25 protein-coding genes are annotated in these 20570 nt (G+C 49.7%); 10 read left to right on the top strand and 15 right to left on the bottom strand.

From position 1 onward, the window contains the following. Positions 1–64: 64 nt before the first annotated feature. A complete protein-coding gene (locus GUC46_RS14825; RefSeq protein WP_003036125.1) occupies positions 65–268 on the top strand; it encodes a YceK/YidQ family lipoprotein in 204 nt (67 codons plus the stop codon). On the opposite strand, the gene GUC46_RS14820 is transcribed toward GUC46_RS14825, so the two are convergent. Next, positions 269–646, bottom strand: coding sequence for a MysB family protein (locus tag GUC46_RS14820; protein ID WP_032936472.1), 378 nt, complete (start codon positions 644–646; stop codon positions 269–271). It lies immediately after the preceding gene. A 693-nt stretch (positions 647–1339) separates the two neighbouring features. Here GUC46_RS14820 and GUC46_RS14815 point away from each other — a divergent pair. Further along, on the top strand, positions 1340–2671 hold the full coding sequence (locus tag GUC46_RS14815; RefSeq protein ID WP_201743312.1) for a sensor domain-containing diguanylate cyclase: 1332 nt from the start codon (positions 1340–1342) through the stop codon (positions 2669–2671). A 63-nt stretch (positions 2672–2734) separates the two neighbouring features. Here GUC46_RS14815 and mdtG read toward each other — a convergent pair whose 3' ends face one another. Continuing rightward, positions 2735–3955, bottom strand: a complete 1221-nt coding sequence (gene mdtG, locus GUC46_RS14810) for a multidrug efflux MFS transporter MdtG (RefSeq protein ID WP_048233434.1) — start codon at positions 3953–3955, stop codon at positions 2735–2737. Between the two features lie 155 nt (positions 3956–4110). Then, entirely contained in the window at positions 4111–5031 is a 921-nt protein-coding gene (locus tag GUC46_RS14805; protein WP_003036136.1) for a Kdo(2)-lipid IV(A) acyltransferase, read from the bottom strand. Positions 5032–5251: 220 nt separating this feature from the next. On the opposite strand from GUC46_RS14805, the gene GUC46_RS14800 reads away from it, so the two are divergent. After that, positions 5252–6304, top strand: a complete 1053-nt coding sequence (locus tag GUC46_RS14800; protein WP_044700698.1) for a rhodanese-related sulfurtransferase — start codon at positions 5252–5254, stop codon at positions 6302–6304. 45 nt (positions 6305–6349) lie between these two features. Here the strand turns inward: GUC46_RS14800 and GUC46_RS14795 are convergent, their stop codons facing one another. The 9 genes from GUC46_RS14795 to mdtH all read right to left on the bottom strand — a co-directional run bounded on the left by GUC46_RS14795 (position 6350) and on the right by mdtH (position 13097). Then, positions 6350–6925 carry a YceI family protein gene (locus tag GUC46_RS14795; protein ID WP_130714773.1) on the bottom strand — a complete coding sequence of 192 codons (576 nt, stop codon included), beginning with the start codon at positions 6923–6925 and terminating at the stop codon, positions 6350–6352. Position 6926: 1 nt separating this feature from the next. After that, a complete protein-coding gene (locus tag GUC46_RS14790; protein WP_003846816.1) occupies positions 6927–7493 on the bottom strand; it encodes a cytochrome b in 567 nt (188 codons plus the stop codon). Between the two features lie 263 nt (positions 7494–7756). Next, positions 7757–7870: a YceO family protein gene (locus GUC46_RS14785; protein ID WP_003846814.1), complete on the bottom strand. Its 114-nt coding sequence runs from the start codon at positions 7868–7870 to the stop codon at positions 7757–7759. A 55-nt stretch (positions 7871–7925) separates the two neighbouring features. Then, the gene (gene solA / locus GUC46_RS14780; RefSeq protein WP_003836779.1) at positions 7926–9041 is read right to left on the bottom strand and encodes an N-methyl-L-tryptophan oxidase; all 1116 of its coding nucleotides are present in this window, start codon (positions 9039–9041) and stop codon (positions 7926–7928) included. A gap of 114 nt (positions 9042–9155) precedes the next feature. Next, on the bottom strand, positions 9156–9410 hold the full coding sequence (bssS, locus tag GUC46_RS14775; RefSeq protein ID WP_003036154.1) for a biofilm formation regulator BssS: 255 nt from the start codon (positions 9408–9410) through the stop codon (positions 9156–9158). 340 nt (positions 9411–9750) lie between these two features. Next, the gene (gene dinI, locus GUC46_RS14770) at positions 9751–9996 is read right to left on the bottom strand and encodes a DNA damage-inducible protein I (RefSeq protein WP_003036157.1); all 246 of its coding nucleotides are present in this window, start codon (positions 9994–9996) and stop codon (positions 9751–9753) included. A gap of 65 nt (positions 9997–10061) precedes the next feature. Continuing rightward, on the bottom strand, positions 10062–11108 hold the full coding sequence (gene pyrC / locus GUC46_RS14765; protein ID WP_003836776.1) for a dihydroorotase: 1047 nt from the start codon (positions 11106–11108) through the stop codon (positions 10062–10064). A gap of 105 nt (positions 11109–11213) precedes the next feature. After that, complete coding sequence (locus tag GUC46_RS14760) at positions 11214–11774, bottom strand: lipoprotein (protein ID WP_003036163.1); 561 nt, start codon at positions 11772–11774, stop codon at positions 11214–11216. Positions 11775–11888: 114 nt separating this feature from the next. Next, the gene (gene mdtH, locus GUC46_RS14755; RefSeq protein ID WP_003036166.1) at positions 11889–13097 is read right to left on the bottom strand and encodes a multidrug efflux MFS transporter MdtH; all 1209 of its coding nucleotides are present in this window, start codon (positions 13095–13097) and stop codon (positions 11889–11891) included. 259 nt (positions 13098–13356) lie between these two features. On the opposite strand from mdtH, the gene rimJ reads away from it, so the two are divergent. From rimJ to murJ, 4 genes are all read left to right on the top strand, one after another. Next, a complete protein-coding gene (rimJ, locus tag GUC46_RS14750) occupies positions 13357–13941 on the top strand; it encodes a ribosomal protein S5-alanine N-acetyltransferase (RefSeq protein WP_003832145.1) in 585 nt (194 codons plus the stop codon). Positions 13942–13975: 34 nt separating this feature from the next. Further along, the gene (locus GUC46_RS14745) at positions 13976–14623 is read left to right on the top strand and encodes a YceH family protein (protein ID WP_088902463.1); all 648 of its coding nucleotides are present in this window, start codon (positions 13976–13978) and stop codon (positions 14621–14623) included. A 1-nt stretch (position 14624) separates the two neighbouring features. Beyond that, the gene (locus GUC46_RS14740; protein WP_160180425.1) at positions 14625–15548 is read left to right on the top strand and encodes a Gfo/Idh/MocA family protein; all 924 of its coding nucleotides are present in this window, start codon (positions 14625–14627) and stop codon (positions 15546–15548) included. Between the two features lie 222 nt (positions 15549–15770). After that, entirely contained in the window at positions 15771–17306 is a 1536-nt protein-coding gene (murJ, locus tag GUC46_RS14735; RefSeq protein WP_088902461.1) for a murein biosynthesis integral membrane protein MurJ, read from the top strand. Between the two features lie 85 nt (positions 17307–17391). On the opposite strand, the gene flgN is transcribed toward murJ, so the two are convergent. The 3 genes from flgN to flgA form a co-directional block, all read right to left on the bottom strand. Next, the gene (gene flgN, locus GUC46_RS14730; protein WP_088902460.1) at positions 17392–17814 is read right to left on the bottom strand and encodes a flagella biosynthesis chaperone FlgN; all 423 of its coding nucleotides are present in this window, start codon (positions 17812–17814) and stop codon (positions 17392–17394) included. Positions 17815–17817: 3 nt separating this feature from the next. Continuing rightward, positions 17818–18111 (bottom strand): flagellar biosynthesis anti-sigma factor FlgM, encoded by a 294-nt coding sequence (flgM, locus tag GUC46_RS14725; RefSeq protein ID WP_003036183.1) that lies wholly within the window; start codon positions 18109–18111, stop codon positions 17818–17820. A gap of 93 nt (positions 18112–18204) precedes the next feature. Next, complete coding sequence (flgA, locus tag GUC46_RS14720; protein ID WP_003036186.1) at positions 18205–18864, bottom strand: flagellar basal body P-ring formation chaperone FlgA; 660 nt, start codon at positions 18862–18864, stop codon at positions 18205–18207. Between the two features lie 157 nt (positions 18865–19021). On the opposite strand from flgA, the gene flgB reads away from it, so the two are divergent. From flgB to flgD, 3 genes are read left to right on the top strand one after another with little or no spacing between them, the layout of a single operon-like run. Beyond that, positions 19022–19438, top strand: coding sequence for a flagellar basal body rod protein FlgB (gene flgB, locus GUC46_RS14715; RefSeq protein ID WP_003846806.1), 417 nt, complete (start codon positions 19022–19024; stop codon positions 19436–19438). 3 nt (positions 19439–19441) lie between these two features. Beyond that, entirely contained in the window at positions 19442–19846 is a 405-nt protein-coding gene (gene flgC, locus GUC46_RS14710; RefSeq protein ID WP_003036191.1) for a flagellar basal body rod protein FlgC, read from the top strand. Between the two features lie 11 nt (positions 19847–19857). Then, on the top strand, positions 19858–20556 hold the full coding sequence (flgD, locus tag GUC46_RS14705) for a flagellar hook assembly protein FlgD (protein WP_003832158.1): 699 nt from the start codon (positions 19858–19860) through the stop codon (positions 20554–20556). Positions 20557–20570: the final 14 nt, after the last annotated feature.

The following is a 20570-nucleotide window of genomic DNA, read 5'->3' as shown; positions in this document are numbered from 1 at the left end:
TATTTTTTTATATTGAATAGAATGAGTCGTGAGGTAGCAGGTGCGAATATTGGCTGTAGGAATAATGATCTTCTTCCTGAGCGGATGCGGCAGCATTATTAGTCGTACCATCCCAGGGCAAGGACACGGAAATCAATACTATCCTGGCGTGCAATGGGATGTTCGGGACTCGGCATGGCGCTACGTCACTATCCTCGATCTGCCTTTTTCGCTAGTGTTTGATACGTTGCTGCTCCCGCTCGATATTCATCATGGACCTTACGAGTAACTATCGCTCATCCCATTCATCGGCTGCGGTTTGACCCTCTTCAGTATCAAGGGGAGGTTCCAGCTGGAATTCACCCTCATCCCATTCGTGAAGCGTATTTTCTTCCTGCCACTCCTGGCGGATTTCAATTTCATCATAGTCGCCATCAAAAACGCTCTGGGCCGCTTCTCCGCTCAGCATTGGTAGACATTCACCATCTACATCATCCTCGTCAGCAAAGAATTCTGCTTGCCACATAATGTCGCCATCCTGTAGCACGTATTTTTGGATGCTTAGCTGTTGAACGCTGGCATCGTCTGACTCAAGGTCAGGGTTATCAGCCAGAAACACTTCACGAGCCGCATCAATAGCCTCTTCCAACGTGGCATAAAAATTCATGTCATTCTTTGCCATATTTCTTCTCCTAAGGCGAACAATAATGGGGGATGATTCAATCTATAGACGGCGATCCGCAGAGCGTCAAACCCGTTAGCTGCGTGGCTAACACAATCAGATGATTACTGCCTGCAATGCCAACGAGAGCAGGTGAAAGTAACTTCGGTAGTTTATGAAAAAATTTACATTGGCAGATACTGAAGCCTACGTAATATCAGGAAAAAAATTCAAGAAAAAAGAGTAATGTATGTGGTTTGCAATGCAGTAATGAAAATCAAATAAATAAAAGCTGGCGTTATATTAGAAAATCTTCAGTTTTAAACACCATTTTTTATGTGTTTTAGAGGGAGGGATGCGAACGCTTATGAATTAACATTGCATAACCCAATAAAAGTAAAGGAGAAAATTAATGCCCAATACGGAAGTGTTACAGAGGTAATCAATGAAAGTGGCTAAACTTAGTGGTGTCTCTGGAAGTGACAATGCGTCTTTTGCGTATAGAGGTTGTGAATGGTGTGAGTGATACTAAAATAGTATACATAATAAAATATTATTAATGACAAAGGTTATAAATCTATAAGAAACCATTAAATAAGAAATGAATTAATGTTATTGAAATTGTGCGGGTATAATAGTTTGCAAAATCTTATGCTGTATTATATAAAATGCAAAATTAAGATTTACCTTAAGGTTGTTATGGATAACTATAATTCAAATAATGGAAGATTAATGGCTTTCTATATAATCTGTTTGGCTAGCTATATTCTTGGTGGTTTGTGTCTTACACAATTTAAATTAACGATGCAAAGTGTCCCGCAAACTGTATATCTGATTATAATTGTAGGGTTGTTCTTTTTATATGGGATAATTTTTCTGTTTATGCTATTTCAGTATCTTTGTAGAAAAGATCTCACCTGCCTCATGATATTAGGCATGGCGTTTCTTGGCAATAACATATTTTTCGTCGAGACTATCTACATCGTTCAGGACTTGATTAATGATTATGCATCAATCGAAAAAAGAACTAACGATATAGCTATATTCTATTACTTTCGGCAGATTAGTTTCATCGCTCTGCTATTTGTTTCATTGAAATGTTATAAAACATCATCGACAGTTATTGAAACCAAAGAAAGAGAACCTTGCTATATCGTTCTGTCATTTTTAATCATGCTAGCTATCGCGGTGATGGCGCACACTCTGGCCAGTTACAACCCTAATTTTACACTCGAGATAACAAGCCTGAAGCCTGATAATGTCACGGTGCACTGGCATATTGGGTACATTTATTCGCTTATTGTATCCTGGGGACTGGTCCTGTTGTATTTAATCATTAAAACCAAAACGCACAACATCTTGTGGAAAAGTATAGGGCTACTGTGTTGCTCTGCAATATTGACCAATGTACTACTTCTGAGCCTGGATGAATATAGCATGTATATTTGGTATGTTAGCCGGGGGATTGAGGTGATAAGTGCCCTGTGTATAATCTCAATACTGATGTACAACACCTTCATCATCTTAAAAAAAGAAAGGGATTCAGCTATTAAAGACGCAATGACTAAAATATATAATCGTAAAATATTCTATAAGTCATTAAAATCATCATTAGCAAAAGGTGCAGTGTGTGTAATGGTTCTGGATATTGATAAATTCAAACGGATTAAAGATACCTACGGTCATCAGGAAGGTGATAGAGTAATAATCAGCATTGTCGATATTATCAATAAATCAATCAGAGATACGGATATTTTCGCCAGAATAGGTGGCGAAGAATTTGCGATCCTTCTTAAGTGTAACGATCAAGATGAGGCAATTGTTGTTGCAGAGCGAATTAGGCGAAATGTCGAGAATGGTACGACAATACCAAATTCATATGAGTTAAAAGAAAAAATGACGATAAGTATCGGTGTATATTGCAGTAAAATTGATGATGAATCAGCGGATAAAGTTGTTTCATATGCTGATGCCGCTTTGTATGAAGCCAAAAATTCTGGAAGAAATAAGGTGTGTTACTATTATCATTAAGACTGAAATATATGTCATGTGAGATGATTTTTTATTCTGAACCTGCGAATATAAATATATAAATCATCCCGCGACCTCTGTACTCCGACGACGGCGCAGGCTATTCCACGAGTACAGGGCGTTGAACAGTACGACTCCTGCGGTCACACAGAATACAGCACGAAAACCGTAGTTGGCGGATATCGCTGCCCCCATTAGAGGCCCTGTTACGTTACCAATGTCGCGAAATGATTGGTTATAACTGAAAATACGTCCAGCTATTTGATTAGTCGAGTTATAGACCAGCAGCGTTTGTACCGCCGGGAGCAGAGCGCCGTCGGCCGCCCCCAATAAAAAGCGCAGAATACCAAGCTGCCAGGGCGTCTGGACAAATGACATTGGAATTAGCAGTAACACGGAAACGATCAGCGCGACGATCAGGATCTTCTCCGGACCAATCCGATCGCCTAATTTGCCAAGTTTAGGGGCGCTGATTAATGCCGCAACGCCGGGGACTGAGGCTATCATCCCACTGATAAACGCAATATTGCCGACGTTGCCAGCCAACTCTCGAACGTACAGTGTCAGTATTGGCGCGATAGAACCGGTGGCTACCTGAATGATCAAAGTGGTGACAAACAGGCTCAGCACCAGTTTGGGGTTCTTTAAAGAGGCCACGACTTCACGAATGTGCAGCATTTCCTTCTTGCTCACTGGCTGGAATCGCTCGCGGATAAAAAATAGCGTCAGGATGAAGCAGACCAACAGCACGCTGGCGGTGATGAAAAATACGGGGCGCAGTCCGTACTGATCCGCGAGGAGGCCGCCCGCTAGCGGCCCGAGCAGTGCGCCACTAACACCACCGGTGGAAAGCGTTCCCAGTGCCCAGCCGCTTTTATTGCGTGGAACCTGGGTGGCGATCAGTGCATTCGCATTGGGGATGAATCCACCAAGCAGCCCCAACAAGGCGCGCAGGATCAAGAACTGCCAGATATTTTGCGCCAGTCCCATCAGCAGCATCACAACAGCCATACCCAACGCAGACCGTAGCAGCATGATTTTTCGCCCCTTGCGATCGGCAAGGCCACCCCAGAAAGGAGAGGCGATGGCGGAAAAAAGAAAGGTGATGCTGAAGACCAGGCCTGACCACATATTCAGTGCGCTATGTCCCGTGACGCCGAGACTCTCGACGTAAAGGGGCAAAAAGGGCATGACCAGGCTAAATGCTGCGCCGGTTAAAAAACAACCTAACCAGGCAACGGTGAGGTTGCGTTTCCAGTTTATGGGAGCATCTGAGGGTGACATAGCGTTCCGCAGTGTGGCGCGCTGTTTGCGCTATCGATTGAATATAAGTAAGCAGGCTAATTATGCGCCTGGTTGATAGTTGCTGCAATGCGGATAGCAGTTAAACCTAAAGCAGGCAGGGAAGGTGTTGCAGCCCACAGGACTGCAACAGTGTTTTAGTACAGGGAAGGAGAACCTTCAGGGCGCGTCTTGAAGCGACGATGCAGCCACATATACTGCTCTGGTGCCATCATGATGCATTGCTCAACAATTTTGTTCATCCACGCGGCAGTGGTCTCTGCGTCGTCCAAAGGCGGTGAACACTCCGGAGGCAGCATAATCAATTGATACCCTTTACCGTCAGGTTTGCGGCGAGGAACAAACGGTACCAGGCAGGCATTGGACATGCGCGAAAGCATCCAGGTCCCAGAGGTTGTTGCGGCTTGTTCAACGGCAAAAAGTGGTACAAACACACTGGCACGAGGGCCGTAATCGTGATCCGGCGCGTACCAGACCACTTCGCCCTTTTTCAACGCTTTAATCATCCCTTTCAGGTCTTTACGATCGAGCATTGATTTATTCGAGCGCATACGGCCCCAGGTTTGTAGCCAGTCGAGAAGCGGGTTGTCGTTAGGGCGATACACACCAATACCCGGCTCCTGCAAACCAAACTGACGCGCACCCAGTTCCAGAGTCAGAAAGTGCAGACCCACTAACAGGATCCCGCGTTTTTGCGCCTGAACGTCACGGATATGTTCCATCCCGATCACTTCAGTCCAGCGTGAAATACGCTTATCGGACCAAAACCAGGCCATCCCGGTTTCCATTACGCCCATGCCCACGGATTCGAAGTTCTTGACGACCATCTGCTGGCGTTCCTGCTCACTCATCTGCGGGAAGCACAGTTCCAGATTTCGGGAAACAATTTTTGCCCGACGTTTCATCAAACGTAGCGCCAGTCGACCTAATGCACAGCCCAACTTAAAGAGGATGGGGTAGGGTAACTGCACGATTAACCAAAGGATGCCAATACCTAGCCAGGTTAACCAATAACGTGGATGCAGTAATGCAGCCGAAAACTTGGGTAAATTCGTCATGTCTATCCTGTCTTCAAACGACCAATTCCCTGTATTGTCGCATTTTTTCGCGCGTATCAAAAATTTGTGACGGGAGAACGGTGATTAATTCTGCAATTGTTGTTGCAACTTTATAGTGAAGTATGAAATGTAGCGTAAAATGTGTGGATGTAAATTGGCGATGTTTGCTTTATTATGCCGCCGATTTTCATTTATTCCCTATTTGCAGGATACGTACACCATGCCAGTGTTACACAACCGCATTTCGAACGACGCCCTCAAAGCCAAAATGCTGGCCGAGACCGAGCCGCGTACGACGATCTCATTCTATAAATATTTCACCATTGCCAATCCTCAGCACACGCGTGATGCACTGTACCAGATGTTCACCGCATTGAACGTCTTCGGGCGAGTATATCTTGCCCATGAAGGAATTAACGCGCAAATCAGCGTACCGCAAAGCAACGTCGAGGCATTTCGCCAGCAACTCTATGCGTTTGACCCTGCATTGAACGATTTACGTCTGAATATTGCGCTGGATGATGACGGTAAATCGTTCTGGGTACTGCGTATGAAAGTCCGTGAACGTATCGTGGCGGATGGTATTGACGATCCAGACTTTGACGCCAGCAACGTGGGGGATTATCTCAAGGCAGCAGAGGTGAATGCCATGCTTGACGATCCTGAAGCGGTATTCATTGATATGCGCAACCACTATGAATATGAGGTGGGTCACTTCGAGAATGCGCTGGAGATCCCGGCAGACACGTTCCGCGATCAGTTGCCGAAAGCTGTTGAAATGATGCAGGCGCATAAAGATAAAAAAATCGTGATGTACTGCACGGGTGGGATCCGCTGTGAGAAAGCTAGCGCCTGGATGAAACACAATGGATTTAGCAAAGTCTGGCACATTGAGGGCGGTATTATTGAGTATGCCCGCAAGGCGCGTGAGCAGGGACTTCCGGTGCGTTTTATCGGTAAAAACTTTGTCTTTGATGAGCGCATGGGCGAAAGAATCTCTGAAGATGTTATCGCACATTGCCATCAGTGCGGCACGGCGTGCGATAGCCATACTAATTGCAAAAATGATGGCTGCCATCTGTTGTTTATTCAGTGCCCGGCTTGTGCGCAGAAATATAATGGCTGCTGTAGCGAGCTGTGTAGCGAAGAGAGTGAGTTGCCGGAAGAGGAACAACGGCGTCGTCGCGCTGGGCGTGAAAATGGCAATAAAATCTTTAATAAATCACGTGGTCACCTGAATACCAAACTGGGTATTCCAGACCCTGCGCAATAACATGATTCCGGATGAGGGGCAGAACCTCATCCGGCCATTCATGCGTTACTTCTGTTGAACACCTTCCACTGAGATGATCAGATCGACTTCCTGCGACGCCGGACCGAGATCGGTGGTAATGTTGAAATCCTTCAGCTTAATCTTACCTTGCGCTTCAAAACCAGCGCGCGTACCGCCCCAAGGATCGCCGCCCTGGCCGATGAGCTTCGCGTCCAGCGTAACCGGTTTGGTAACGCCGTTCAGGGTTAAATTACCGGTGATATCCAGGTCATTACCTTCTTTCTTCACGCTGGTGGAGCTGAAGGTCGCCTGCGGGAATTTTGCTACGTTAAGGAAATCTGCGCTGCGCAGATGCTTGTCACGTTCGGCGTGATTAGTGTCAACGCTGTTGGTGCTGATGGTTACATTAACCTTATCGGCTGCGGGATTTTTCTCATCAAAGGTAAACGTACCGTCGAAATCTTTAAATGTGCCGTACAGCCAGCTGTACCCCAGATGCTGAATACGGAAATTAACAAAGGCATGCTGTCCTTCTTTGTCAATTTTGTAATCTGCCGCCACGGCCGACCCGGTGGTGAATAACAGAGAGGCGAGTGTAAGTCCCAGCAGGTTTTTTTTCATTTTAAGCTCCATAGTCAGATGACGATTTTCCCAACATGCGATTGAGGGTATCGTCGTTATCGATAAAGTGATGTTTCAGGGCCATCAGTCCGTGCAGTAGGGATAAAATCACCACGGTCCACGCAAGCCACAGGTGCAAGCTACCGGCGAGGTCGGCCTGAGCACCTGCGTTGGCAACGGTGGCTGGAATGTCGAACCAACCAAAGACGCTTATCGCTTTGCCATCTGCGGTGGAAATTAGATATCCGCTGATGACAATTGAAAAGAGCAGCAAATAAAGAGCGAGGTGACCCATTGCCGCTGCGATGCGGGTTAATCGGGAGTAGCTTGCCAACGCAGCAGGTGGAGGGGAGAACAACCGCCAGACAACGCGGATAACCAGTCCCATCATGAGAAGGATGCCGATGCTTTTATGCAGTTCAGGGGCCTGGTGATACCAGCCGTCATAGTAGCTAAGCGTGACCATCCATAAGCCCAAGGCGAACATGCCATATACAGCAATCGCAACCAGCCAATGTAATGTGGCTGACACTACGCCATAGCGCTGTGAACTATTTTTGAATTGCATAAGCACACCGATTGATATTTCAGAAGTGAATGAAAATGGCGTGTAAAAGACATTAATGCAACTAATAAATAACAATGGTGATGATATTTATTTTTTTGTTCAGTAAAGTTGACTGAATATTGAATTAATCATCAAGGGATTAGTGTGAGAGTAGGTGATAATGCTTGGTTTATGGGTGGTTATGATTTTTATTATTGTTCAGTTTATTGCAATAAAAATTAAGATAATTTCAATTTTTGTCAATTATTGTCAGCGCGCAGGAATCAGAAAAACATAATATATATTACATCCATAATGGCCAGCAGCGACCATAAAATAATGTAGAGCATAAAATGCTCGCGAATATTATTAACAAGATAGTGAAAGATACGGCGCATTGACGTTATTCCTGTCATTAAAAATGGCCTCACCATCGAGGCCATTCATTTATTATCACTTAAAACGGCTTAGCCTGAAGGGGGTCAGGTCAAAGTCAGACGGTTTGTCCTGAGCGAAGTTTGCCGCAATCTCTCCCAGAACAGAGGCAAACTTAAAGCCATGTCCGCTCAGCCCGGTAATGATTAGCGTGTTGTCGTGCGCTGGCAGAGTATCGATAATAAAGTCTTCATCCGGTGAATTATCGTAAGTGCAGGACGCGCCGTGCAGGCAGCAGCCAACGCCCGGCAGAATTGTGCGCAGGAATGGGAAGGCTTCAGAACCATCGCTGGCTACAGCGGCAAATGGCTTACGCTCATCAGCAGAGTGAATGACTTGTCCGCCGTTGTGCTTACCAATTTTCAGTTCGTCGTTTTCTGCCGGGAAACCGTAGTATTGATCACCATTTGGCAGCTCGCCGGTGAAGGCTGGGAAGTTATTCTTAACGCTGTAGCGCCCATCGGCCTGATACCAGGCGAACACTTTGCGCACCGGTTGTATCGGTAGTTCAGGGACTAAAGCCTGCACCCAGGTACCGGCGCTGATCACTGCTTTTTTCGCGTGGTAGTCACCGTCAGCCGTTTCTACCGTGATGCCATCATCACCGTGATGAATTGCGCTGACCGGGCATTTAAACAGTTGCGCACAGCCTGCTTCTTCCGCCAGACGGATCCAGGTTTTAATTGCTAACTCACTGCGTAAAAAACCGGACTCCGCTTCAAACAGACCGATATAGTTGTCAGGTACACGAATCTCCGGCCAGCGCGCCATGATGGCTGCCGCATCCAGTTGTTCAACGTTGAGTTGCCACTGTTTGGCGCTTTGCGCTGCGGTCGCTAAGAAGGTGGACTCTGCCGGACCGAGGTTGATAACACCGGAGCGAACAAAAATCGGTTCTTCATTATGGGTGGACAGTTCATCCCACAATGTTTGCGCACGTAGTACCAGCGGAACGTATTTTTCACCTTCGCCATAAGCATGACGAATTAATCGAGTGTCGCCGTGGTGGCTGCCCTGCTGATGAGGAGGCATATGTGCATCGATCATCAGAACCTTCAGACCGGCACGAGTGGCATAGTATCCAGCTGCGGCGCCTACTGAACCGCTGCCAATAATGATTAAGTCGTATTTCATCCGCTTCTCTCTGCAATCGCGATAGTAGCAGGTTAAATAACTGACCCGGAATATTCAACCTGGAAATAAGAAAGGCACCGTTAAGGTGCCTTTTGATGGTTGGATGTATCAGGTTTAATGTCGCTGATACTCATTTACCTGGTAATCGCCAGATTCAATTTTGGCGATTCCTGCTTCTAATATCGAAATAAATTGCCTGGCAACATCAGTGGTTAACCAGAGCGTTTGACCAACTTCAGTCCCATCCGGGTCAGGGCGATTCGGGGTCTGGTAGTGCAAACGCAGCATCAGCGCATCGTAACTATCAACAGTGCTGATGTCCCACCCTACAAGCGGATGAGTCTGAATGACTTCATTATTCTTTTCCATCATGCCCCCTAATTCGTGTTACTAGACAACGGTTTTCGAGGTTCAATGCGTTTTTTTCTGAAGCAACTTCAGTATATCAATAAATAAGGGTATTCATTGAAAATTTAAAGAGGGAAGGGCATAAATTTTTTGTTTTCAGCGTTATCTGACTAAGAAACCAACATGTTATTCATTTTTTTTTAGTATGTTGCACAATTATTTTGTTGTTTTGGTTAAAAGATAATCGGTGGGTTAATATTAAATTAAATACTCGTCAGAAGAAATGCGCGATTGATTACAGGATTGTGTGTATAAAAAAGCCGGGGCGACCCGGCAAACAAACATCACTGCATATCATTATTTATTCGTTGATGAACCAGTCATCCGCGCTTTCCCAGGTTTCCTGTAGGATCTCGCTGATGCGTTCTTTGTCCTCTTTAGTCGCGCCAATAACCGACAAATTGTTTGCGCCGGCATAACGGACGGTAACGTTACCTTCGTTATCTGGAAAATGGTGCTGAATACGGCGGGAGAGTTCACCTGCCAGTGCGTCAATCGCACCGGCAGGTAAAGGTGAAGTTTTGGCAATAGTGACTTCAATACGCATAGTAGCCCCCTGTGGAATATACTGTTTATTTATACAGTTATTCGCATCAGTTGGCTACACTTTTTTTAGCTTTTTACTGACCAGCGTACCGTTTCACCACCCAGGAAAGGCACCAGCGTATCGTCTTCCAGTGCAATGCTCTCAGGAACCAGGTGCTCCACGCGTTCCAGCTCAATAAAGGTCTCATTTACCGGCAAGCCATAGAACTGTGGGCCGTTGAGTGAGCAGAAGGCTTCGAAATGGTCGAGCGCATTCATCTCTTCAAACACGGTGGCATAGCTGCCCAGCGCGGTCGGTGCATTAAAACAGCCCGCACAGCCACAGCTTGACTCTTTGCGATGACGAGCGTGCGGCGCTGAGTCGGTACCGAGGAATGCGCGCTTAAACCCGCTGGCAACCAGTTCACGCAGCGCCTGTTGGTGGACGTTACGTTTGAGGATTGGCAGGCAATACAGGTGAGGGCGAATCCCACCAACCAGCATGTGGTTGCGGTTAAACATCAGGTGCTGTGGCGTAATGGTCGCAGCCAAAAGTTCGTTACCGTCGCGAACGTATTCGGCAGCATCTTTGGTGGTGATATGCTCGAACACCACTTTCAGCGAGGTCAAACGCTGACGCAGCGGCTCCATCACCGTTTCAATAAAGCGCGCTTCGCGATCGAAAATATCGATATCTGCATGCGTGACTTCGCCGTGCACCAGCAGTGGCATACCCAATTTTTCCATCCGCTCCAGCACCGGCATGATGGCGTCAATAGAGGTTACGCCATGCGTCGAGTTGGTGGTGGCATTGGCTGGATAGAGTTTTGCCGCGGTGAATACGCCTTCGTTGAATCCACGTTCCAGCTCGTTGGGATCCAGCGTATCCGTTAAGTAGCAGGTCATTAATGGCGTGAAGTCGTGTCCGGCAGGTACCGCGTCAAGAATGCGCTGGCGATAAGCGATAGCCGCGTCAACCGTGGTGACGGGCGGTACCAGGTTCGGCATGACAATGGCGCGGCCATAAACTTCACTGGTATAGGGCACGACAGTTTTTAACATGTCGCCATCGCGAAAGTGAAGATGCCAGTCGTCTGGGCGGCGGATCTTTAAAACCTGGGATGGTGCAGTCATCAATATGCTCCGGCTGAGGATGGTCTTTTTTGCCGGAAACAAAGGATAAGCGGAAACGTTTTCGTTTGCACGAAAAAAAAGGGCGCATCAGCACCCTCAGTTTTATTAGTCGGTGAACGGGATGATGATTTCACCCGGTTTCACCTCAATACCTTTCGCCAATTTTTTCGCCAGCGCTTCACCCTGGCTGCTGTCATCCTTCAGAATGTACGCTGGTTGCTGGTTGAAATAGTTACGCAGCGATTGATTTAAATACGGCATCAGCGTTTGCAGTACTGACTGCATTTTTTCTGGCGTGACGGTGGCGTCGACGACTTCCATCTCTTGCAGATAAATCGCGCCTTTTTCTTTATTGAAAACCGGTAAGGCTTTCAGCTTCAGCTTCATGGTCGCTTTCTGACTGCCAAACAGGGAGTTCATGTCCAGGTTGGCATCGCCGGTCAGGGTTACTTTGTTTGGCTCTTCACGACCAATCTGGCTGGCGAGATTATTCAGTACGATATGTGCTTCAGCAACGCCGGGCAAACCGATGTCTTTTGAAAAGTTATTATGCTTTGCCAGGGCTTGATTAATTTCTTGCTCGCTAACCGTGTATTGCGTGAGTTGATTACAACCAACCAACAGGCCGCTGACAATCAGTGCAGCGGCAAAAAAAAACTTTTTCATGGGGTTCCTCAACATGATGCATGTGGTGTAATCGTGACACAAAGCATCATCGAGTACCAGCGCCCCGGACGCCAGCAGAAAAAACTGAAAAGTGCCCGGACGCAGGTTCGGCTATTAGGCGTCTGGCTCCAGCATACCTCGCGTTGGGCGTTTGAGACTGAATTGCCAGCCCAGCGCCAGGAAGGTGATGAAGCCAATAATACCGAGCATCATCCAGGGCAGCTCAGGCTGTGCCAGGGCCTTGCCCATGTCAAACAGCCAGCCGCCGCCGACATAGCCAATTGCGCCACCGATGGCGAGTCCCAGTCGGCTGAAGCCCATATAGCTTCCTCTGGCCCGCGCATTCGCCAGCGAGGCGCTCAGGGTTTCACGCGCCGGTTCGGCGATGATCGAGCCAATATAGAACGTGCAGATCAGGGTGAACAACTGCTGCAAATTCCCGACCAGCCCAATGGGCATCATGCTCAGAGACATCACCAGCAGGCCCGCCATCAGACGATGTTCAAGGCGAAAGCGTTTTTCACTCCAGCGGGCAATCGGGTACAGCAGCGTTAAAGAGAGACATGCCTCAATGGCATACATCCATTTCACGGCGGCTGGTGAGCCAGCGATGTCGTTCACCATGATGGGCAGCATCAGCATCACCTGTACCGCCAGCATGTAATAGCCCGCCAGCGTCAGCACATAGGTGACAAAGCGCTTGTCATGCATCACGTGGCTCATCCCTTCGCGCACCGGAATTTTCACCGTCGACAGCTTCCATGCCGGGAGCAGCCAGGCGTTAAACGCCGCGCACAGAACGAACAAAATTGCGCCGGTGGCACATACCAGACGGAAATCGTATTGCAATAACCAACTGCCGAGTAACGCGCCGACCACGGCCCCGGCGCTATCCTGCATCATCAGAATAGAGAAAAAACGCCCGCGCTTTTCCGGGCGGATCAGCTTGACTACCAGCGCCGAACGGGGAGGGTCAAACAGCGTGCCACCCAGCCCGGAAAGAAAGCAGGAAAACCACAGCAGCCACGGTTCATGCGCAATGCCCATGGTGGCGAACCCGGCTGCGCGCATCAGCATGCCGGTGACGATCATCGGTTTGGCGCCGAAACGGTCAGCAATAGCACCACCGAAAATACCCAACCCCTGTTGGATAAATTGACGTAATCCAAGCGCGATACCGACCATCACGGCGGCCCAGCCCATTTGGTCGACGAAACGAATTGAGATCAGCGGGAAAACGACGAAGAAACCCAGCACGACCAGCATATTATCGATGAGAAGGAAGTATTTACCCAGGTTCCTTGCCTGCGAGACTTGCGACATTTCCCCTCCAGGGAAAAACTCGTCACTCTGGATAGAGTTTAAAAGATAAGCACCTCCTATTCTGCGGTGTCGTCATCGCTTTTCCCACCCTTCGCGGGACAATATTTTTTTATCAAAAGTCCGTCTTGATAGAGAGTTTTCATCAAAATGTGTGAATAATTCAAAAAATGGCATTTTGCTCTTTTCACAGGGAGTATTCGCACAGGTATAGTAATGCGAATAGCGTATAGAAGACGTTACGGGAAGGAGTAGGTATAGAATGTTTGGCTATCGCAGTAACGTGCCAAAAGTGCGCTTAACCACGGACCGCCTGGTCGTGCGTTTAGTGCATGAGCGTGATGCCTGGCGTCTGGCAGATTATTACGCAGAAAATCGTCATTTCTTAAAACCCTGGGAACCTATTCGCGATGAAAGCCACTGCTATCCGTCCGGCTGGCAGGCGCGTCTCAGCATGATCTCTGAGTTTCATAAACAGGGCACCGCTTATTATTTTGCGCTGCTCGATCCGGACGAAAAAGAGATTATCGGCGTTGCGAACTTCTCAAACGTGGTGCGGGGATCCTTCCATGCCTGTTATCTCGGCTACTCCATTGCGCAGAAATGGCAGGGGCAGGGGCTAATGTATGAAGCCTTAACTTCGGCCATCCGTTATATGCAGCGCACGCAGCATATTCACCGCATTATGGCTAACTACATGCCACATAATAAGCGCAGCGGTGACCTGTTGGCGCGACTGGGTTTTGAAAAAGAAGGGTATGCCAAAGACTACCTGCTGATTGACGGGCAGTGGCGCGATCACGTGCTGACGGCGTTGACCACATCAGAATGGACCCCCGGCCGCTAAGTTTCAGATGCAGCCATGATTAATGGAGAAGACGATGAAATACGAATTAACCGCCACCGAAGCACGAGTGATTGGCTGTTTATTAGAAAAACAAGTGACAACGCCGGAACAGTACCCACTCTCCGTTAATGGAGTCGTAACAGCCTGCAATCAAAAAACGAATCGTGAACCGGTGATGAACCTGTCGGAATCGGACGTGCAAGAGCAGTTGGATAACCTGGTTAAGCGACATTTTCTGCGCACGGTGAGCGGCTTTGGCAATCGCGTTACGAAATATGAGCAGCGTTTCTGCAACTCTGAATTTGGCAATCTGAAGCTTAGTGCCGCAGAGGTGGCTGTAATCACTACACTGCTGCTGAGGGGCGCTCAGACGCCTGGTGAATTGCGTAGTCGCGCATCCCGTATGTACGAATTCAGCGATATGGCCGAAGTGGAATCGATACTGGAAAATCTGGCAACCCGGGAAGATGGGCCTTATGTGATCCGCCTGGCGCGCGAGCCGGGCAAACGTGAAAGTCGCTATATGCACCTGTTTTGCGGTGAGGTTGATGAAGCCATTGCCGCGGCAGATCAACTCCCTGCAGCCTCCGGTGATCTGCAGGCTCGCGTGGAAATGCTGGAAACGGAGGTCGCAGAACTTAAGCAGCGACTTGATTCCTTGCTGGCGCACCTGGGAGACTAACGTGAATAAATTACGTATCGGCGTTGTCGGCCTTGGCGGTATTGCACAAAAGGCCTGGCTACCCGTGCTGGGCACCTCCGCGGACTGGACGCTGCAAGGCGCCTTTTCACCTTCGCGCGATAAAGCACAGCGTATCTGTGATACCTGGCGGATACCCTACGTGGATTCACTGGTGAATCTGGCGCAAACCAGCGACGCGGTTTTCGTCCATTCCAGCACCGCGACTCACTATGCGGTCGTCAGTGAATTGCTGAATGCCGGAGTTCACGTGTGTGTGGATAAGCCGCTGGCGGAAAACCTGCGTGAGGCTGAGCAACTGGTGGAGCTGGCCGCGCGGAAAAAACTCACGCTGATGGTCGGGTTTAACCGCCGGTTTGCACCGCTGTACCAGGATCTCAAAACCCAGTTGAGCACCGCAGCGTCTGTACGTATGGATAAGCACCGTACGGATAGCGTTGGGCCGCACGATCTGCGTTTCACTTTGCTGGACGACTATCTGCACGTAGTCGATACAGCATTGTGGCTGACGGGAGGGCAGGCGCAGTTAAATAACGGCACGCTGCTGACCAATGAATCTGGTGCGATGCTTTACGCCGAGCACCATTTTTCTACCGGTCAAATGCAGATAACGACCAGTATGCATCGCCGTGCCGGTAGCCAGCGCGAAAGCGTGCAGGCGGTGACGGACGGTGGCCTGATTGACGTAACTGATATGCGGGAATGGCGGGAAGAGCGTGGGCAAGGTGTTGTTCATAAGCCGATAGCGGGCTGGCAAACGACCTTAGAACAGCGTGGTTTTGCCGGATGTGCGCGTCATTTCATTGAGTGCGTGCAAAATCAGACGGTTCCCCAGACGGCAGGCGAGCAGGCGCTACTGGCCCAGCGTGTTGTTGAAAAGCTGTGGCGGGAGGCGATGGCTGAATAACCCCCTGTAACATCTGGCGGTAGTAATTCATTGTAATCCAGGTACTATATGCCCACTCAAAATAACACCTCTTTTCAACCATAGGCTGATTTGTCGGCCTGATAAGGCGCTACGGTGTCGCCATCAGGCACAGCAAAAGTGTCGGATGGCGGCGAAAATGCCTTATCCGACCTACGGGCTGGTTTGTCGGGGTTTTGCCTCAGAGTCTGGAATACAACATAGATGAATTTATTAAAGTCGCTGGCAGCCGTCAGCTCGATGACGATGTTTTCACGTGTGCTGGGTTTTGCGCGTGATGCGATTGTCGCCAGAATCTTTGGTGCAGGGATGGCGACAGATGCCTTTTTTGTGGCATTCAAACTTCCTAACCTGCTGCGCCGAATTTTTGCCGAAGGCGCATTTTCGCAGGCGTTTGTGCCGATTCTTGCTGAGTATAAAAGCAAGCAGGGGGAAGATGCTACCCGCGTGTTTGTTGCCTACGTTTCCGGACTGTTGACGCTGGCGCTGGCTGTGGTGACGGTAGCCGGGATGTTGGCTGCGCCATGGGTGATTTTAGTTACCGCGCCGGGGTTTGCCGACACAGCGGATAAATTTGCGCTGACTACTCAACTGCTGCGGATCACTTTTCCCTATATTCTACTGATTTCACTGGCCTCACTGGTTGGTGCGATCCTTAACACCTGGAACCGCTTTTCTATTCCTGCGTTTGCCCCGACTTTTCTGAATATCAGCATGATCGGTTTCGCGTTGTTTGCGGCCCCTTATTTTCATCCGCCAGTGCTGGCGCTGGCGTGGGCCGTTACCGTGGGTGGCGTGCTACAGCTGATTTATCAGCTTCCGCATCTGAAGAAAATTGGCATGCTGGTACTGCCGCGTGTGAACTTCCGCGATGCGGGGGCGATGCGTGTCGTCAAGCAGATGGGCCCGGCGATCCTTGGGGTATCAGTCAGCCAGATTTCACTGATTATCAATACGATATTCGCCTCGTTTTTGGCCTCTGGCTCAGTTTCGTGGATGTACTATGCCGACCGTCTGATGGAGTTTCCGTCCGGTGTGCTTGGCGTAGCGCTGGGGACTATCCTGCTGCCATCGCTGTCCAAAAGCTTTTCCAGCGGTAATCATGATGAGTATTGTCGCCTGATGGACTGGGGCCTGCGCTTGTGTTTCCTGTTGGCATTACCGAGTGCCGTAGCGTTGGGTATTCTGGCCAAACCACTGACGGTGTCTCTGTTCCAGTACGGTAAATTTACCGCCTTTGATGCCGCGATGACCCAGCGTGCGCTGGTGGCGTATTCGGTAGGTTTGATTGGTTTGATCGTGGTGAAAGTGTTGGCTCCGGGCTTTTACTCGCGCCAGGATATAAAAACGCCAGTGAAGATTGCCATTGTGACGCTGATTATGACCCAGGTGATGAACCTGGCGTTTATCGGGCCGTTAAAGCATGCCGGGCTGTCGCTGTCGATTGGTCTGGCGGCGTGTCTGAACGCTTCACTGCTGTACTGGCAGTTGCGTAAGCAGAAAATCTTCACCCCGCAACCGGGCTGGACCTGGTTCCTGGCGCGACTGGTGATTTCCGTGTTGGTGATGTCGGCGGTGCTGGTTGGGATGCTCTACATCATGCCAGATTGGTCGCAGGGAACGATGTTGTGGCGCCTGCTGCGTCTGATGGCGGTCGTGGTGGCAGGTATTGCTGCTTACTTCGTAGCACTCGCTGTGCTGGGCTTTAAAGTAAAAGAGTTTGTGCGCCGGACGGCATAAAGAATCAATGCCGGATGGCGGCATAACGCCGTATCCGGCCTACAAAAAGTGTAGGCCTGATAAGCAAAACGTTATCAGGCTTGCATCAGATAGAGAATTTTTTCCCGCCGCGGTGCGCAGCTGAAGTTTGACCGTTTGCGCCATATAACGCCGGTTCCTGGTGCGGTTTCAGCACTTGTATTGCTTGTTGATTACGCTCGATCTGCCCTTCCAGCAGCCAGCCATTGTGCTGGTTGAGGTCACGTAAGTGCTGTGTTTTCATGGTGATAGTCTGCCAGCGTTCAGCAATCTCATCATTGGCGCTGCGCGTGGCGTCATGCTCCAGGCGGCGCTGTTGCTCAAGATAATCAAGGGTTGCCAGCAGCGAGCTTTTTTCTTCTGTAATACGCTGTAGCTGGCTGCCATTGATATGCCCTGCGGAAAGCTGCTGCTGTTCAGCATCCATTACCGTTTTCAGGTCATTGAGGACAGTCGTCATCTGGTCAAGTATTTCTGACAAACGAGTCATACTTTATTTACTCTGTAGGTAGCTCTGCGCCTCGCGAATCAGCGAGTCGGCAATTTTTCCGGTATCCATTTTCAATTCACCGTTACGGATTGCGGTTTTCAGTGCTTCCACGCGTTCCATATTGATGTCATTGGTGCCGGGCTGCATCAGTTTGGCCTGGGCGTCGCTCAGCATGACGCTGGTGCTGGTGGTCGCGGTGGTTTTTTCCTTCTGCGCTTTTTGTACCGGCGCATCGCTGGTTTCACGCGGCTGAACGGTGCTTACTGGCTTCAATGGTGAGGTACGATCAATGCTCATTTTATTTTTCCTCATCGAGGGGTTACGCTATAGCGGCCCGCTGTAATCATTGGTTGTTTATCTATCGGCACACGCTAAAAAATCTTTAACCTATTATAGGTTAATAAGAATATTCCCATCAGAATCGACGACGCCGCTCACCACCTGGCCTGAAATCATCCGCACTCGCGCATTCTGTGCGACAGCGGCGTTGTTCAGCGCTTTACCTTCGGCGTTAACCCGAAAGCCATCTCCGTTGGCAATAACCAGCACGCGCTGACCGGCCTTGATCCGCCATGCCTGGCGCAACATCGAAAGCTGTATCGGTTGACCAGGGACCAGATCGCGCAGGCTCACAGCATCCTGCACCTGACTCATATCCAGCACCGCGCGCGGCGGTAGTTGGTCCAGTCGACCACGTTTCAGCGTTACGCTGGCTGGGGTCAGGGTGCTACCTCGCGCTACAGGCGCGGCGGCTACTACGTAGTTTCCCGTCGCCTGGACGTTCACCTGCAGATAACGTTTTTCGTTGGCACAGCGAGCCAGCACATTCACATTACCCCACAGTTTCGCGCTACCTGACACGCTTAATGCCGGTTGCTCACAGCTCGGCAATAAGTTTGGCGACGTTCGGATAGTGACCACCACCTCATCGCTAAATCCGGCCAGGCGCTGGGAAAACCATGCCGTTAGCTGCGAATTCAGGTCTTGCGCCAGCGTCATAGGGCTGAACAGCAGTGCTGCCACGACTATTCCACGTTTAAACGTTTGCATCAAAACCTCGCGCTTTTTCAGGTAGTGGCAGGATTTTACCTGTGTGACGCAGTCATCAACGCAACAAATAGCGACGCATTTTGCGTTTATTCCGGCGATAACGCGCGCGTAATGGGATTTAAGCTGTCGGCTGAATTTTGTCATTTGCGGAGGAGATATGCTCGATAAGCTCGACGCCGCCTTACGTTTTCAACAGGAAGCGCTGAATTTGCGCGCCCAACGCCAGGAAATATTGGCGGCCAACATTGCCAATGCCGACACGCCGGGGTACCAGGCGCGCGACCTGGATTTCGCCAGTGAATTAAAAAAAGTCATGGTGCGAGGACGGGAAGAAACCGGCGGCGTTTCGTTGACGCTGACCTCTGCACAACACATTCCGGCCCAGACCGTTTCTTCGCCGTCTACGGAGCTGCTCTACCGTATTCCTGACCAGCCATCTCTTGATGGCAACACGGTGGATATGGACCGGGAGCGCACGCAATTTGCAGACAACAGCCTCAAGTATCAAATGGGGCTGACCGCGCTGGGTGGGCAAATCAAAGGCATGATGAACGTGCTGCAAGGAGGGAACTAATTCGTGGCGCTGTTAAATATTTTTGATATCGCAGGTTCTGCGCTGACGGCTCAGTCTAAACGCCTGAACGTCGCGGCCAGTAACATGGCGAATGCGGATAGCGTCAGCGGGCCCGACGGTCAGCCGTATCGCGCGAAACAGGTTGTTTTTCAGGTAGATGCTGCGCCAGGTGCGGCAACTGGTGGCGTAAAAGTTGCTGACGTCATTGAAAGTCAGGCACCGGATAAGCTGGTTTATGAACCCGGTAATCCGCTGGCCGATGCGAATGGCTACGTAAAAATGCCGAATGTGGACGTCGTTGGTGAGATGGTCAACACCATGTCAGCCTCGCGTAGCTACCAGGCAAACGTCGAAGTGCTCAACACCGTGAAAAGCCTGATGCTCAAAACGTTGACGCTAGGCCAGTAAAGGAGGCGCACATGTCTATTGCTGTAAAAATGAATGACCCGAGCACGACGGGGGTTAATGCCGCCACGGGGAATAGCTCCCTGACGGGCAGCAATGCCGCTGATCTGCAGAGCAGCTTTCTTACGCTGCTGGTTGCACAACTGAAAAACCAGGATCCTACCAACCCGCTGCAAAACAACGAACTGACTACCCAGTTGGCGCAAATCAGTACCGTGAGCGGGATTGAGAAACTGAACACCACGTTAGGGTCGATCTCCGGGCAGATCGACAACAGTCAGTCGCTGCAGGCCAGTACGCTGATTGGCCACGGGGTCATGATCCCGGGTACTACCATCCTGACCGGTAAAGGGACGGAAGAGGGTGCCAAAACCACGACAACACCATTTGGCGTTGAGCTGCAGCAACCGGCAGATAAGGTTACCGCAACCATTACCGATAAAGACGGCAAAGTGGTACGCACCATTGACATTGGTGGATTGAAAGCGGGCGTTCATACCTTTACCTGGGACGGCACCATGACCGATGGCACGGATGCACCAAGCGGTTCTTACAACGTGTCAATTGCTGCCAGCAATGGCGGAACGCAACTGGTGGCACAGCCGCTTCAGTTTGCGCTGGTGCAGGGCGTTATTCGCAGTAACGGCGGTAATACGCTGGATCTTGGCACCTATGGAACCACCACCCTCGACGAAGTACGGCAGATAATTTAAGCCTTCACACTTAT

This window comes from Citrobacter sp. LUTT5 (genome assembly GCF_009905315.1).
Classification (GTDB): domain Bacteria; phylum Pseudomonadota; class Gammaproteobacteria; order Enterobacterales; family Enterobacteriaceae; genus Citrobacter; species Citrobacter freundii.
The sequence above is the reverse complement of the archived record's forward strand: the minus strand, read 5'-3'. Positions and strand labels throughout refer to the sequence as shown.

Excerpts from the sequence above, each read along its gene's own strand:
- pyrC (WP_003836776.1), bottom strand. The coding sequence starts at position 11,108 with ATGACTGCACCATCCCAGGTTTTAAAGATCCGCCGCCCAGACGACTGG.
- flgN (WP_088902460.1), bottom strand. The coding sequence starts at position 17,814 with ATGACTCGTTTGTCAGAAATACTTGACCAGATGACGACTGTCCTCAAT.
- mdtG (WP_048233434.1), bottom strand. The coding sequence starts at position 3,955 with ATGTCACCCTCAGATGCTCCCATAAACTGGAAACGCAACCTCACCGTT.
- mdtH (WP_003036166.1), bottom strand. The coding sequence starts at position 13,097 with ATGTCGCAAGTCTCGCAGGCAAGGAACCTGGGTAAATACTTCCTTCTC.
- GUC46_RS14745 (WP_088902463.1), top strand. The coding sequence starts at position 13,976 with ATGAAATACGAATTAACCGCCACCGAAGCACGAGTGATTGGCTGTTTA.
- GUC46_RS14805 (WP_003036136.1), bottom strand. The coding sequence starts at position 5,031 with ATGACGAATTTACCCAAGTTTTCGGCTGCATTACTGCATCCACGTTAT.
- GUC46_RS14800 (WP_044700698.1), top strand. The coding sequence starts at position 5,252 with ATGCCAGTGTTACACAACCGCATTTCGAACGACGCCCTCAAAGCCAAA.
- solA (WP_003836779.1), bottom strand. The coding sequence starts at position 9,041 with ATGAAATACGACTTAATCATTATTGGCAGCGGTTCAGTAGGCGCCGCA.
- GUC46_RS14825 (WP_003036125.1), top strand. The coding sequence starts at position 65 with ATGATCTTCTTCCTGAGCGGATGCGGCAGCATTATTAGTCGTACCATC.
- GUC46_RS14820 (WP_032936472.1), bottom strand. The coding sequence starts at position 646 with ATGAATTTTTATGCCACGTTGGAAGAGGCTATTGATGCGGCTCGTGAA.
- dinI (WP_003036157.1), bottom strand. The coding sequence starts at position 9,996 with ATGCGTATTGAAGTCACTATTGCCAAAACTTCACCTTTACCTGCCGGT.
- murJ (WP_088902461.1), top strand. The coding sequence starts at position 15,771 with ATGAATTTATTAAAGTCGCTGGCAGCCGTCAGCTCGATGACGATGTTT.
- rimJ (WP_003832145.1), top strand. The coding sequence starts at position 13,357 with ATGTTTGGCTATCGCAGTAACGTGCCAAAAGTGCGCTTAACCACGGAC.
- bssS (WP_003036154.1), bottom strand. The coding sequence starts at position 9,410 with ATGGAAAAGAATAATGAAGTCATTCAGACTCATCCGCTTGTAGGGTGG.
- GUC46_RS14795 (WP_130714773.1), bottom strand. The coding sequence starts at position 6,925 with ATGAAAAAAAACCTGCTGGGACTTACACTCGCCTCTCTGTTATTCACC.
- GUC46_RS14785 (WP_003846814.1), bottom strand. The coding sequence starts at position 7,870 with ATGCGCCGTATCTTTCACTATCTTGTTAATAATATTCGCGAGCATTTT.
- flgA (WP_003036186.1), bottom strand. The coding sequence starts at position 18,864 with ATGCAAACGTTTAAACGTGGAATAGTCGTGGCAGCACTGCTGTTCAGC.
- GUC46_RS14760 (WP_003036163.1), bottom strand. The coding sequence starts at position 11,774 with ATGAAAAAGTTTTTTTTTGCCGCTGCACTGATTGTCAGCGGCCTGTTG.
- flgB (WP_003846806.1), top strand. The coding sequence starts at position 19,022 with ATGCTCGATAAGCTCGACGCCGCCTTACGTTTTCAACAGGAAGCGCTG.
- GUC46_RS14815 (WP_201743312.1), top strand. The coding sequence starts at position 1,340 with ATGGATAACTATAATTCAAATAATGGAAGATTAATGGCTTTCTATATA.
- flgD (WP_003832158.1), top strand. The coding sequence starts at position 19,858 with ATGTCTATTGCTGTAAAAATGAATGACCCGAGCACGACGGGGGTTAAT.
- GUC46_RS14790 (WP_003846816.1), bottom strand. The coding sequence starts at position 7,493 with ATGCAATTCAAAAATAGTTCACAGCGCTATGGCGTAGTGTCAGCCACA.
- flgM (WP_003036183.1), bottom strand. The coding sequence starts at position 18,111 with ATGAGCATTGATCGTACCTCACCATTGAAGCCAGTAAGCACCGTTCAG.